This window comes from Kitasatospora sp. NPDC005751 (genome assembly GCF_040630835.1).
In the GTDB taxonomy this organism is placed as follows: Bacteria; Actinomycetota; Actinomycetes; order Streptomycetales; family Streptomycetaceae; genus Kitasatospora.
Map to the genome: position 1 here is coordinate 64,550 of NZ_JBEXYC010000008.1, position 13,726 is coordinate 78,275.

Sequence of the window (13,726 nt, forward strand, 5' to 3'; positions counted from 1 at the left end):
TCGCGCGGAACGGTCCGGCGGCGGGCGGTGCGTCTTCACCGGTCGTAGCCGCGGGTCGCGGCGGGCCGGATTCTCGCCTCGTATCAGAGCCGCTTCCTTCACCCCGAGCGCCTGAGTACCACGGCACACCCGCAGCACGGCCGGAGCGGACCGGCGGCTGCGCCGGTGGGCCGCAACCGTCATCTCCCCATGCCCCCGCGCGCGGACCCTCCTCCGGCGGCGCGTCCGCCGGAGCGCGCGCGGGCCCTTATGACAAGGAGTCAGGACAGATGGAGCGTCCCTTCCCCACGGTCGCCGTGGTCGGCCTCGGCACGATGGGTGCCGGTGTCGCGGTGGCGGTCGCGCAGAGCGGCCGCCGAGTGATCGGCATCGAGGCCACCGAGGACTCCGCCGCCCGGGCCCTGGCCCGGATCGAGGAGGCCACCGCGCACGCCGTCGCCCGCGAGCGGATCACCGCCGAGGACCGGGCCGCGCTGCTCGCGCGGATCTCGGTCGGCCACGCGCTCGACGCCGCCGCCCCGGCGGACCTGGTGATCGAGGAGGTCCCCGAGCAGCTGGAGCTGAAGCGGGAGCTCTTCGCCGAGCTGGACCGGATCTGCCCGCCCGCGACGGTGCTGGCCACCGGCACCACCGCGCTGTCGGTGACCCGGATCGCCGCCGCCACCGCGCGCCCGGAGCGCGTGCTGGGCCTGCACTTCTTCAACCCGGTGCACACCATGAAGCTGGTCGAGGTGGTCCGCACCGTGCTGACCGCCCCGCAGGTCGCCGAGGACGCCGCGGCGTTCGCCCGCGACCTCGGCAAGGAGCCGGTGGCGGCGGGCGACCGCGCCGGCTTCGTGGTGAACGGGCTGCTCTTCGCGTACCTGAACCAGGCCGCCGCGATGTTCGAGTCCAAGTACGCCACCCGCGAGGACATCGACGCCGCGATGCGGCTCGGCTGCGGGCTGCCGATGGGACCGCTGGCACTGCTCGACCTGATCGGCGTGGACACCGCGCGGACCGTCCTGGAGGCCATGTACGAGCAGTCCCGGGACCGGCTGCACGCACCCGCGCCGATCCTCGGCCAGCTGGTCTCCGCCGGACTGCTGGGCCGCAAGTCCGGCCGGGGCTTCTACACCTACGAGGCGCCCGGCTCGTCCAAGGTGGTCGGCGCCGCCACCGGGGCCACCGCGGCGAAGGCGCCCGGCCGGGAGGTGCGCCGGGTCGGTGTCTGCGGCTCCGGCACGATGGCCACCGGCATCGTCGAGGTGTTCGCCAAGGCCGGGTACCCGGTGCTGCTGGCCGCCCGCAGCCAGGAGAAGGCCGAGCGCGCCAAGGCGCAGCTGGCCAGGTCGCTGGAGCGCTCGGTGGCCAAGGGCCGGCTCTCCGAGGAGCAGCGCGACGCGGCGCTGGCCCTGGTGACGCCGGTCGGGCAGTACACCGAGCTGGCCGACGTCGACCTGGTGGTCGAGGCGGTGGCCGAGGACCTCGCGGTCAAGCGCGAGCTGTTCGCCACCCTGGACAAGATCGTCAAGCCGGGCGCGGTGCTCGCCACCACCACCTCCTCGCTGCCGGTGATCAGCTGCGCGGCGGCCACCTCGCGGCCGCAGGACGTGATCGGCCTGCACTTCTTCAACCCCGCGCCGGCCATGAAGCTGGTCGAGGTGGTCTCCACCGTGCTGACCGCGCCGGACGTCACCGCGACGGCGCTGGAGATCTGCGCCAAGGTGCGCAAGCACCCGGTGGAGTGCGGCGACCGGGCCGGGTTCATCGTGAACGCGCTGCTCTTCCCGTACCTGAACGACGCCGTGCGGATGCTGCAGGAGCACTACGCGACGGTGGACGACATCGACACCGCGATGAAGCTCGGCTGCGGCTACCCGATGGGCCCCTTCGAGCTGCTGGACGTGGTCGGCCTGGACGTCTCGCTGACCATCGAGCAGGTGCTGCACCAGGAGTTCCGCGAGCCGGGCCTGGCGGCGGCGCCGCTGCTGGAGCACCTGGTGGCGGCCGGCTGCCTGGGCCGCAAGACCGGCCGCGGGTTCCGCGACCACGCGCGCCGGTGACCACGCCGTCGGTCGGGGGCGCCGTGCCGCTGGGCACGGGCCCCACCGGGACGAGCCCGGCGCCGCTCCTGCCGGGGCAGCCCGGGTACGGGTCGCCGCGCACCGGCTGGAGCCCCGGGGCGGTGTCGGCGCGCTGGCCGAGACCGGCCGTGACCGGACCGGTCGCCCCGGTACGACGGGGAAGGCCCGCGGCGCCGGTGCCGGGGGCGTGTAGCGTTCCGGGCATGGATCGGGTTCAGTCAGCCTCCCCGCAGCACTCCGCCGGACCGCGCGGCGCCGACCGGCCGTCCGGGACCGGCGCCGAGGGGAATCCCGGCAACCGCCGGGCGGCCGCGCAGCGCCAGCAGATGCGTCAGGACCTGGCCACGGCGGCGATGGAGCTCTTCGCCTCGCAGGGCTACGAGGAGACCACGGTCGACCAGATCGCCGCGGCCGCCGGCGTGGCCCGGCGGACCTTCTTCCGGTACTTCCGGTCCAAGGAGGAGGCGATCTTCCCGGACCACGACGACACCCTCGTCCGGGTGGCCGACCTGCTGGCCAGCGCCGAGTCCGACGAGCACCCGCTGGACGTGGTCTGCCGCGGCATCAAGGAGGTGCTGCGGATGTACGCCTCCACCCCGGCGGTCTCGGTCGCCCGGTACCAGCTGATCCGTCAGGTGCCGGCGCTGCGCGAGCGGGAGATCGCCGTGGTCGCCCGGTACGAGCGGCTGTTCACCCGCTACCTGCTGGGCCGGTTCGACACCGGGGGCGAGATCCCCTCGGGCTGGCAGCGGGCCGGCGAGGACGACTCGATGCTGGCCGAGGTGTCGGCGGCGGCGGTCGTCGCGGCCCACAACCACGTGCTGCGGCGCTGGCTGAGGGCCGGCGGCCGGGGCGACGTGGAGGCGCAGCTGGACCACTCCTTCGAGGTGATCCGGCGGACCTTCTGGGCCTCCACGGCACCGGGGGTGAGACGGCGGGGGTCCCTGGTGGCACCCGGTGCCAGTGTGACCCCCCTGGAGGAGGCGGCCGCGAGCGCACTGAGTGCCAGCCCCGGAGGTGAGGTACTCATCACAGTGGCCCGGACCGACGCTCCGCTGGACGTCGTGGTGGACAGCATCAGGGCCGCGCTGAGCAGTGCCAGGCACGCCTGAGAGCTAGCGTTTCCGCAGGTCAGAGCAGTTCGAGGGGCCCGTACCGACGATCCGGTGCGGGCCCTTCGCGCACCCGCTGGCGGGCGCTCGAACGCGGATTTGATTCACCTGAATTGATGACACCCGGTGTCTTTACGAGTGGCACAGGGTGCCACTACCTTGTTACCCACCAGTCGCGGCGCCGCGGCTCCCCACCACGGCGCGCCGTCGTCCGGCGCTCCCACACCCCGGGAGCTGTGCCCAGCAAGGTCCACCGCAGATCCACCGCACGGTCCCAGCCAGGCCACCCGCCAGACCACCCAACCACCCATCTCAGCGAAGCCGGTGTCCGCTCCCGGCTCCCCCAGACGCCCTGTGCCCCTCACACAGGTACGCCTTCGGAGGCAGCCATGAAGGAAATCCTCGACGCGATCCTCAACTCCGACAGCACCGCGGCGGACTTCGCCGCGCTCAAGCTGCCGGAGTCCTACCGGGCGGTCACGCTCCACAAGGACGAGGAGCAGATGTTCGCCGGCCTCGACAGCCGCGACAAGGACCCCCGCAAGTCCCTCCACCTCGACGAGGTCGCCCTGCCCGAGCTGGGCCCGGGCGAGGCTCTGGTCGCCGTCATGGCCAGCGCCGTGAACTACAACACCGTGTGGAGCTCGATCTACGAGCCGGTCTCCACCTTCGGCTTCCTGGAGCGCTACGGCCGGCTCTCCCCGCTGACCAAGCGCCACGACCTGCCGTACCACGTGCTCGGGTCCGACCTCGCGGGCGTGGTGCTGCGCACCGGCGCCGGGGTCAACGCCTGGAAGCCGGGCGACGAGGTCGTCGCGCACTGCCTCTCGGTCGAGCTGGAGTCCCCGGACGGCCACAACGACACGATGATGGACCCGGAGCAGCGGATCTGGGGCTTCGAGACCAACTTCGGCGGCCTGGCCCAGCTGGCGCTGGTGAAGACCAACCAGCTGCTGCCGAAGCCGAAGCACCTGACCTGGGAGGAGGCCGCCTCCCCCGGCCTGGTCAACTCCACCGCCTACCGCCAGCTGGTCTCGCGCAACGGCGCGGGCATGAAGCAGGGCGACAACGTGCTGATCTGGGGCGCCAGCGGCGGCCTCGGCTCGTACGCCACCCAGTACGCCCTGGCCGGTGGCGCCAACCCGATCTGCGTGGTCTCCAACGACCAGAAGGCCGAGATCTGCCGCGCGATGGGCGCCGAGGCGATCATCGACCGCTCCGCCGAGGGGTACAAGTTCTGGAAGGACGAGCACAACCAGGACCCGCGCGAGTGGAAGCGGCTCGGCGCGAAGATCCGCGAGTTCACCGGCGGCGAGGACGTGGACATCGTCTTCGAGCACCCGGGCCGCGAGACCTTCGGCGCCTCGGTCTACGTCACCCGCAAGGGTGGCACCATCGTCACCTGTGCCTCCACCTCGGGCTTCATGCACCAGTACGACAACCGCTACCTGTGGATGTCGCTCAAGCGCATCGTCGGCTCGCACTTCGCCAACTACCGCGAGGCGTTCGAGGCCAACCGCCTGATCGCCAAGGGCAAGATCCACCCGACGCTCTCGAAGGTCTACTCGCTGGAGGACACCGGCCAGGCCGCCCTCGACGTGCACCACAACAAGCACCAGGGCAAGGTCGGCGTGCTCTGCCTGGCGCCGGAGGAGGGCCTGGGCGTGCGGGACGCGGAGTTCCGGGCGAAGCACCTCGACGCCATCAACCGCTTCCGGAACATCTGATGGCCGGACGCGACCGCCCCTGGCTGATGCGCACCTACGCGGGGCACTCGACCGCGAGCGACTCCAACGCGCTCTACCGCAAGAACCTCGCCAAGGGGCAGACCGGCCTGTCGGTGGCCTTCGACCTGCCGACCCAGACGGGCTACGACTCGGACCACGTCCTCGCCCGCGGCGAGGTCGGCCGGGTCGGCGTCCCGGTGGGCCACGTCGGGGACATGCGGGCCCTGTTCGAGGGCATCCCGCTCGAACAGACCAACACCTCGATGACGATCAACGCCACCGCGATGTGGCTGCTGGCGCTCTACCAGGTGGTCGCGGAGGAGCAGGGCGCCGACATCGCCAAGCTCACCGGCACCACCCAGAACGACATCGTCAAGGAGTACCTCTCGCGCGGGACGCACGTCTTCCCGCCCGGGCCCTCGGTCCGGCTGATCACCGACATGATCGCCTACACCGTCGGCAACATCCCCAAGTGGAACCCGATCAACATCTGCAGCTACCACCTGCAGGAGGCCGGCGCCACCCCGGTCCAGGAGATCGCCTACGCGATGTGCACCGCCATCTCGGTGCTGGACGCGGTGCGCGACTCCGGCCAGGTGCCGGCCGAGCGGATGGGCGAGGTGGTCGCCCGGATCTCCTTCTTCGTCAACGCCGGCGTGCGCTTCGTCGAGGAGATGTGCAAGATGCGCGCCTTCGCCCAGCTCTGGGAGAAGGTCACGCTGGAGCGCTACGGCATCCAGGACGCCAAGCAGCGCCGCTTCCGCTACGGCGTCCAGGTCAACTCGCTGGGCCTGACCGAGGCGCAGCCGGAGAACAACGTCCAGCGGATCGTGCTGGAGATGCTCGCCGTCACGCTCTCCAAGGACGCCCGGGCCCGGGCCGTCCAGCTGCCCGCCTGGAACGAGGCGCTCGGCCTGCCCCGCCCGTGGGACCAGCAGTGGTCGCTGCGGATCCAGCAGGTGCTCGCCTACGAGTCCGACCTGCTGGAGTACGGGGACCTCTTCAACGGCTCCGAGGTGATCGAGACCAAGACCGCCGAGCTGCTGGCCGGCGCCGAGGCCGAGATCGCCAAGGTGCTGGAGATGGGCGTCAAGGCGGGCAACCGGGGCATCATCCCGGCCGTCGAGTCCGGCTACCTGAAGTCCAACCTGGTCGCCTCGCACGCCGCCCGGCGGGCCCGGATCGAGTCCGGCGAGGACAAGATCATCGGGGTCAACTGCTTCGACACCACCGAGGAGAGCCCGCTCACGGCCGACCTCGACACCGCGATCATGGTGGTCGACCCGGCCTCCGAGCAGTCCGTGCTGGCCGCACTGGAGGAGTGGCGCGGCAAGCGCGACGAGGCCGCCGCCCAGCAGGCACTGGAGGAGCTCAAGGCCGTCGCCGGCACCGACGTCAACCTGATGGGGGCGACGCTCGCCTGCGCCCGCGCCGGGGTCACCACCGGCGAGTGGGCCTTCGCCCTTCGCGAGGTCTTCGGCGAGTACCGCGCGCCCACCGGCGTCGGCGGCGCCCCGGTCGCGGTGGCCGCCGAGCCCGGCGGCGAGCTGGCCGCGGTCCGCGAGGCGGTCGCCGCCACCGCCGCCGAGCTCGGCGTCGGCAAGCTGCGCCTGCTGGTCGGCAAGCCCGGCCTGGACGGACACTCCAACGGCGCCGAGCAGATAGCCGTCCGGGCCCGTGACGCCGGGTTCGAGGTGGTCTACCAGGGCATCCGGCTGACGCCCGAGCAGATCGTCTCGGCCGCCGTCGCGGAGGACGTGCACTGCGTGGGCCTGTCGATCCTCTCGGGGGCGCACTCCGAGCTGGTGCCCGACGTCCTGCACCGGCTCCGCCGGGCCGGGGTGGAGGATGTCCCGGTGATCGTGGGTGGCATCATCCCGGCAGCGGACGGCGAGGCCCTCAAGGCCGCCGGCGTCGCCGCCGTGTTCACCCCGAAGGACTTCGGCATCACCACCATCATCGGCCGGATCGTGGACGAGATCCGGCTGGCCAACAGGCTCCAGCCGTGGACGCCCACCACCGCCGCGTCCACCAGCTGATCGTGGAAGGAACTGACCACCCCTCATGAGCAACGCCAGCGACACCCCCGTCAACCGGCTCCGCCCCCGCCGCTCCTGCCTCGCCGTACCGGGCAGCAACCCGCGCTTCCTGGAGAAGGCCCAGGGCCTCCCGGCCGACCAGGTCTTCCTCGACCTGGAGGACGCCTGCGCCCCGCTGGTCAAGGAGAGCGCCCGGCACAACATCGTCGACGCGCTGAACAACGGTGACTGGGGCAAGAAGACCAAGGTCGTCCGCGTCAACGACTGGACCACCCACTGGACGTACCGCGACGTGATCACGGTCGTCGAGGGCGCCGGCCCCAACCTCGACTGCATCATGCTGCCGAAGGTCCAGGACGCCGAGCAGGTCCGGGCGCTCGACCTGCTGCTCACCCAGATCGAGAAGACCATGGGCTTCGAGGTCGGCAAGATCGGCATCGAGGCGCAGATCGAGAACGCCAAGGGCCTGATCAACGTCGACGCGATCGCCGAGTCCTCCCCGCGCCTGGAGACGATCATCTTCGGCCCGGCCGACTTCATGGCCTCGATCAACATGAAGTCCCTGGTGGTCGGCGAGCAGCCGGCGGGCTACCCGGCCGACGCCTACCACTACATCCTGATGCGCATCCTGATGGCCGCCCGCGCCAACGACCTGCAGGCCATCGACGGCCCCTACCTGCAGATCCGCAACCAGGAGGGCTACCGCGAGGTGGCCGGCCGCGCCGCCGCGCTCGGCTTCGACGGCAAGTGGGTGCTCCACCCGGACCAGGTCTCCGCCGCGAACGAGATCTTCTCGCCCTCGCAGGAGGACTACGACCACGCCGAGCTGATCCTCGACGCCTACGACTGGTGCACCTCCGAGGCGGGCGGTGCCAAGGGCTCCGCGATGCTCGGCGACGAGATGATCGACGAGGCCAGCCGCAAGATGGCCCTGGTCATCGCGGGCAAGGGCCGCGCCGCCGGGTTCGAGCGCACCTCCAAGTTCGAGCCCCCGCAGGCCTGACCCCTCCTGACCTCCTAAGGACCATTGAGATGCAGTTCGGACGCACCTACGAGGAGTTCGAGGTCGGCGCTGTCTACAAGCACTGGCCCGGCAAGACGGTCACCGAGTACGACGACCACCTCTTCTGTCTGCTCACCATGAACCACCACCCGCTCCACCTGGACACCAACTACGCGGAGCGGACGACCGACTTCGGCAAGAACGTCGTGGTCGGCAACTACATCTACTCGCTGCTGCTCGGAATGTCCGTCCCGGACGTCTCCGGCAAGGCGATCGCCAATCTGGAGATCGAGTCGCTGCGCCACATCGCGCCGACCTTCCACGGCGACACCCTGTACGGCGAGACCACCGTGCTCGACAAGTGGCCGTCCAAGTCCAAGGACGACCGCGGCATCGTGTACGTCGAGACCAAGGGCTACAAGCAGGACGGCACGGTCGTCTGCATCTTCCGCCGCAAGGTGATGGTGCCGACGGCTACCTACATCAAGGAGCGCGGCGGCGAGCAGCCCGGCCGCCCGACTCCGCTGTCCTAGCCCGGCCAGAGCCGTACCACCCAGGAGCCCCGGACGGGTAGGCCGCCGTCATCGGCCGATCCCCACCCCGGTACCGGGGGCCCTGCTGCCGCAGCCACGCCGGCAGGGCCCCCGGAAAATCCCCCCCCCCCCCCCCGCTGTTCTGCCCTCCCCCCACCCTCTCCCTCTTTCGCCACAGGAGCCGCACGATGGGACGCCTCGCACAGACCGACGGCCTCACCGAGATCCAGCGGGACATCCTCGCCACCGTGCGGGATTTCGTCGACAAGGAGATCATTCCGGTCGCGACCGAGCTGGAGCACAAGGACGAGTACCCCACCGCCATCGTGGAGGGGATGAAGCAGCTCGGCCTCTTCGGCCTCACCATTCCCGAGGAGTACGGCGGCCTCGGCGAATCGCTCCTCACCTACGCCCTGGTCGTGGAGGAGATCGCACGCGGCTGGATGTCCGTCTCCGGCATCGTGAACACCCACTTCATCGTGGCCCACATGATCAACGCGCACGGCACCCAGGAGCAGAAGGACTACTTCCTGCCGAAGATGGCCGCCGGCGAGATCCGCGGCGCCTTCTCGATGTCCGAGCCGGGCCTCGGCTCCGACGTCTCCGCGATCTCCACCAAGGGCGTCAGGGACGGGGACTCCTACGTCCTCAACGGCCAGAAGATGTGGCTCACCAACGGCGGCACGTCCACCCTGGTCGCGGTGCTCTGCAAGACCGACGAGGGCGGCAGCTCCCCGTACAAGAACATGACCACCTTCCTGATCGAGAAGACGGCGGGCTTCGGCCCGAACCCGACCGTCCCCGGGCTCACCGTGCCCGGCAAGATCGAGAAGATGGGCTACAAGGGCGTCGACACCACCGAGCTGATCCTCCAGGACGTCCGCGTCCCGGCCGACCGCGTCCTCGGCGGCGCCCCGGGCAAGGGCTTCTACCAGATGATGGACGGCGTCGAGGTCGGCCGCGTCAACGTGGCCGCGCGCGGCTGCGGCGTCGCCCGCCGCGCCTTCGAGCTGGGCATCTCCTACGCCCAGCAGCGCTCCACCTTCGGCAAGAAGATCGCCGAGCACCAGGCGATCCAGTTCAAGCTCGCCGAGATGGCCACCAAGGTCGAGGCCGCCCACCAGATGATGGTGATGGCCGCCCGCAAGAAGGACAGCGGCGAGCGCAACGACCTTGAGGCCGGCATGGCCAAGTACCTCGCCTCCGAGTACTGCAAGGAGGTCGTCGAGGACGCCTTCCGCATCCACGGCGGCTACGGCTTCTCCAAGGAGTACGAGATCGAGCGCCTCTACCGCGAGGCTCCGATGCTGCTCATCGGTGAAGGTACTGCGGAGATCCAGAAGATGATCGTCGGACGTCGTCTGCTGGAGGAGTACCGCATCGCGGAGTGAGGACGACCAGTACGAAGACTCGCCCGGGCGGCGCGGTGACGCTCCGCCCGGCGGGTTGACGGCCCGGTGACGGCCGGTCGACGGGCGTGCGGGCCCGTCCCGGCACCCCGCCGTGCCACCACGACCCCGGCCTGGTCCGCCTGGGGTCCGGCACGGCTCCCGAAGCGGCCGTAGGGCGTACAGCTGCTGTCACGCGCCTTGCGGCCGCTTCGGCGCACCCCGCGCGCGCCCCTGCGCCGACGGCCCGGGGTTCCCCGGGCATGCCTGTTGAGACAAGAGTCACCAGCCCCGCCCGGACCCTTGGGAACCGGAGCGGGTCGAGCTACGGTCGTATACACAGAAGGCGCAGCTGCGCCGCACGCAGGACACATGACCGAGCAGGCGGGTTGCCCACCCACCGTGTGGTCCCGATAGCATCCACCGGGACAGACGCCGTCCCTTTATTACTCGATCCCCGCGGTGGCCCCCGTCCAGCGGCCATGATCCCCCGCGACAAAGGTCTTCGATGCCCATCAGCCCGTCCCCTCACACCTCCGTCACGGACAGCGATGCCCTCGCCGCCACGACGGCCGGCCGGCGACCCCGCGTGACCATCGCGCGCGGAGCCACCCCCTGGTTCGTCCCCACCCTCGCCACGGCAGCCGTGACCACCGCCCTCACCCGGCGCAATGGCGCGTGGGCCCTGGCGGCGGTGCCCGCCTGTGCGCTCAGCGCCGGCATGCTGTGGTTCTTCCGCGACCCCGAGCGTGAGATCGGCACGGGCAGAGTGATCTCCCCCGCCGACGGCGTGGTGCAGAGCATCGACGCCTGGCCGGACGGCCGCACCCGGGTGGCGATCTTCATGAGCCCGCTCAACGTCCACGTCAACCGGGCGCCCCTGCCCGGCACCGTGACCTCCGTCGAGCACGTCGCGGGTGGTTTCGTGCCCGCGTTCAACAAGGACAGCGACCAGAACGAGCGGGTCGTCTGGCACTTCGACACCGAGCTCGGCGACATCGAGATGGTGCAGATCGCGGGGGCCGTGGCCCGCCGCATCGTGCCGTACGTCGACGCCGGTACCAAGGTCGAGCAGGGCGATCGGATCGGTCTGATCCGCTTCGGGTCCCGGGTCGACACCTACCTGCCGGCCGGCGTCGAGGTCGGCGTCGAGGTCGGCCAGAAGACCACAGCCGGGGTGACGCGCCTTGACCGTGACTGAACCTGAGACGATCGTCGGCCTGGACGACGAGGAGACGGCCCTGCGCCGCCGCCGTTGGGCGCGCGACCGCGAGCTGCGCGCCCCGCGCTCTCCCCAGCACCTGTCCACCGCCGACTTCCTGACCCTGGGGAACGCCGTCTGCGGCTTCCTGGCGATCTACTCGATCACCACCGGGGTCCTCGTCCCGCACATCACCAACCCGGACGCCGCGCCGGACAAGCACAGCGCCGCCACCGCGGTGACGCTGCTGCTGATCGGCTCGATGTGCGACCTCTTCGACGGACTGGTGGCGCGCAAGCTGCGCTCCTCCGCCCTCGGGGCCGAACTCGACAACCTGGCCGACCTGATCAGCTTCGGCATCGCGCCGGCCTACTTCGTCGCGGTCTGGGGCATGGTCTCGCCGGGCTCCGACAGCCGTCTCTCGGCGCTGATCGCGCTGACGGTGCTGCTGTCCGTGGTGCTGCGGCTGGCGCGGTTCTCCGCCGTGAAGATGCGACCCGGGGTGTTCCAGGGCATGCCCTGCCCGATGGGCGCCATGACGGTGATCGCCATCGTGCTGCTCGACCCGCCGTTCCTACCCGGTCTGCTCGCCATCGCCGGTACCGCGTACCTGATGATGAGCCGGATCGAGTACCCGAAGCCGCAGGGGCTGCTGGCCACCGCGACGCTCTGCTGGATCGTGCTCTCGATCGGCTGCCTGGCGGCCTGGGCGACCGGCCTGAAGGGCGGCGACTACCTGCTGCACATCGGCGCCTACGGCCAGATCGCGCTCGCCGCGATGGCCCCGCTGCTGGTGATCCGGCGCAAGGTCGGCCAGAAGGTCGGGGACGTCCGGGCGCGCCGGGCGGAGTCCCGGCTCGGCTGACCCCGAGGGACGTACGGCGAAGGGCCCGGATCCGCTCGACGGATCCGGGCCCTCTCGCATGCCCTGCGGCCCTTGCTTGGGCCGGTGGTGACGGCCGTGCGGGCGGCGTGCGGCCCCGTGGAGGCCGGCTGCGGCCCTGCCGGGCCGGGTGGCGGCCGTTGGGGCCGCCACCCGGCCAGGCCGAGCGGCTCCGCGCCGCCACGGCGCGCCCTGACGGCTACGCGCCGCCGCGGTGGACGCTGAAGGCCGAGCGCCGGGCCGCGCGGGCCACGACCGGGTCCGGGTGGACGCCGGAGACGGCGGTCAGCACCGACGCCGCCCGCGGGTGGCCGGACTGCCGGGCCCGGGCGAACAGCCGGACCGGGTCACCGGCCGAGGCGCCCTCGACATGGCCCACCAGCAGCTCGGTCTCGCCGTGGTCGAGCACCGCGGCCGCGGTGTCCACCCAGAGCCAGGCGGCGTCCTCCGCGCCCAGCACATCGGCCGGGGCGACGCCCTCGTCCGACTGCTCGGCCAGCCAGAGCAGCGCGTAGGGGCGCAGCACCGGGGCGTCCACGGCCGCCCGGACGGCCTGCTCGGCGGTGGAGCCGGCCACCCGCAGCGCCTCGAAGGCGAGGCCGCGCACCAGTGCGTCGTCACCCTGGGCGGCGTCCAGCAGCTCGGCCACCGCCCGGTCGGCCGGTCGGGCCGCCACCCAGGCGCGGAACTCGGCCCGGGCCGGGCCCGGCGAGTAGTCGGCGCAGGCGTTGAGCAGCTCGAAGGCGCTCTGCTCGATGTGTCCGGCGGCGGTCTGGGCGACGGTGCAGATCTCCTCCAGCTTGGCCCGCACCGCCCAGTGCCCGAGGGGGGAGAGCTCGGCGGCGTCGTCCTTGCGGACCACCGCGCCGACCGCGGCCAGGCCGTCCAGCATCCAGTCCAGCACGGCCGCCACGTCGGAGGGCGCGGCCGGGGTGTCGATCTGCGGCTCGCGGCAGGTGCCGCGGACGGCCGAGACCGCGGAGGCGGCGTGCGGCACGGGCGAGAGGCCCAGCGCGCCGTCGCCGCCGCCGACCCGGCGCTCGTCCAGGCCCCGGCGCAGCAGCTCCAGCAGTTCGCTGTCGGCGACCGGGCCGGCCACCAGGTGGAGGAAGGAGAGCAGCTGCGGCGCCTGGTCGACGGCCTGCCCGGCGAGCACCGCGAACACGCCGCGCAGGGCGGCGGGCGGCACCGGGGCGAGCAGCGTCCAGGCGTCGAACAGGGCGGACCAGCCGCGGACCACGGCCTCGTCGTCGTGCTCCCAGGCGTGCAGGCGCCAGCCGGGGGCGGCGCCGCCGTCCCGGGCCTCGACCAGGCCGACCAGCAGGGCCTGGCCCCAGGCCCTGCCGGCGGCGCCCACCGTCATGGCGAGGGCGCGGCCCGCGTCGCGGGCGTCCTCGGGGAGCAGCTCGCCGCGCTTGTCGACCTCGGCGAGTTCACCGGCCCAGCGGGCGATGCGGACGGCGTCGATCAGCATCCGACGGGCCAGCGGGGCGAGCTCGGCGGGAGCGGGGAAGCCGTCCGGCACCGGGACCCGGCCACGGCCGGGGGCTGGTGCGGGGCCTCGTCGGCGGGGTACGCCGGAGGCGCCCGGCCTGGCGCCGGCGGGGCGGTGGGCAGTTCCGGGGAGACGGGTCACCGTCGCACCGGAGCCGATCGTCGGCGGGAGCTGGGCATCACGGTCGCGCGGATTCCGAGACGTCACGTCGAGCAGTCTTCCCCTTGTACCGGCCTTCTGTCACATCCGATCGGCCCCGACTACCGACAGGTGGTCGCA

10 protein-coding genes are annotated in these 13,726 nt (G+C 71.9%); 9 read left to right on the plus strand and 1 reads right to left on the minus strand.

From position 1 onward, the window contains the following. Positions 1 to 269 precede the first annotated feature (269 nt). The 9 genes from ABZ497_RS11130 (at position 270) to ABZ497_RS11170 (ending at position 11,934) form a co-directional block, all read left to right on the plus strand. On the plus strand, positions 270 to 2,045 hold the full coding sequence (locus ABZ497_RS11130; RefSeq protein WP_359804372.1) for a 3-hydroxybutyryl-CoA dehydrogenase: 1,776 nt from the start codon (positions 270 to 272) through the stop codon (positions 2,043 to 2,045). Positions 2,046 to 2,269: 224 nt separating this feature from the next. Beyond that, positions 2,270 to 3,178, plus strand: a complete 909-nt coding sequence (locus tag ABZ497_RS11135) for a TetR family transcriptional regulator (protein ID WP_359804373.1) — start codon at positions 2,270 to 2,272, stop codon at positions 3,176 to 3,178. A 389-nt stretch (positions 3,179 to 3,567) separates the two neighbouring features. Next, complete coding sequence (ccrA, locus tag ABZ497_RS11140; protein ID WP_359804374.1) at positions 3,568 to 4,905, plus strand: crotonyl-CoA carboxylase/reductase; 1,338 nt, start codon at positions 3,568 to 3,570, stop codon at positions 4,903 to 4,905. Next, positions 4,905 to 6,944, plus strand: coding sequence for a protein meaA (locus ABZ497_RS11145; RefSeq protein ID WP_359804375.1), 2,040 nt, complete (start codon positions 4,905 to 4,907; stop codon positions 6,942 to 6,944). Before ccrA ends, ABZ497_RS11145 begins: the two co-directional genes overlap by 1 nt. Positions 6,945 to 6,969: 25 nt before the next feature. After that, positions 6,970 to 7,947: a CoA ester lyase gene (locus tag ABZ497_RS11150; protein WP_329490093.1), complete on the plus strand. Its 978-nt coding sequence runs from the start codon at positions 6,970 to 6,972 to the stop codon at positions 7,945 to 7,947. Between the two features lie 29 nt (positions 7,948 to 7,976). Further along, positions 7,977 to 8,480 (plus strand): MaoC family dehydratase, encoded by a 504-nt coding sequence (locus ABZ497_RS11155; RefSeq protein WP_359804376.1) that lies wholly within the window; start codon positions 7,977 to 7,979, stop codon positions 8,478 to 8,480. A 188-nt stretch (positions 8,481 to 8,668) separates the two neighbouring features. Beyond that, complete coding sequence (locus ABZ497_RS11160; protein WP_329490091.1) at positions 8,669 to 9,871, plus strand: acyl-CoA dehydrogenase family protein; 1,203 nt, start codon at positions 8,669 to 8,671, stop codon at positions 9,869 to 9,871. A 505-nt stretch (positions 9,872 to 10,376) separates the two neighbouring features. Then, complete coding sequence (locus ABZ497_RS11165; protein WP_329490090.1) at positions 10,377 to 11,069, plus strand: phosphatidylserine decarboxylase; 693 nt, start codon at positions 10,377 to 10,379, stop codon at positions 11,067 to 11,069. Positions 11,070 to 11,109: 40 nt separating this feature from the next. Continuing rightward, positions 11,110 to 11,934, plus strand: coding sequence for a CDP-alcohol phosphatidyltransferase family protein (locus ABZ497_RS11170; protein ID WP_329492295.1), 825 nt, complete (start codon positions 11,110 to 11,112; stop codon positions 11,932 to 11,934). Positions 11,935 to 12,151: 217 nt separating this feature from the next. Here ABZ497_RS11170 and ABZ497_RS11175 read toward each other — a convergent pair whose 3' ends face one another. After that, positions 12,152 to 13,477, minus strand: coding sequence for a hypothetical protein (locus tag ABZ497_RS11175; protein WP_359804377.1), 1,326 nt, complete (start codon positions 13,475 to 13,477; stop codon positions 12,152 to 12,154). Between the last annotated feature and the right edge of the window lie 249 nt (positions 13,478 to 13,726).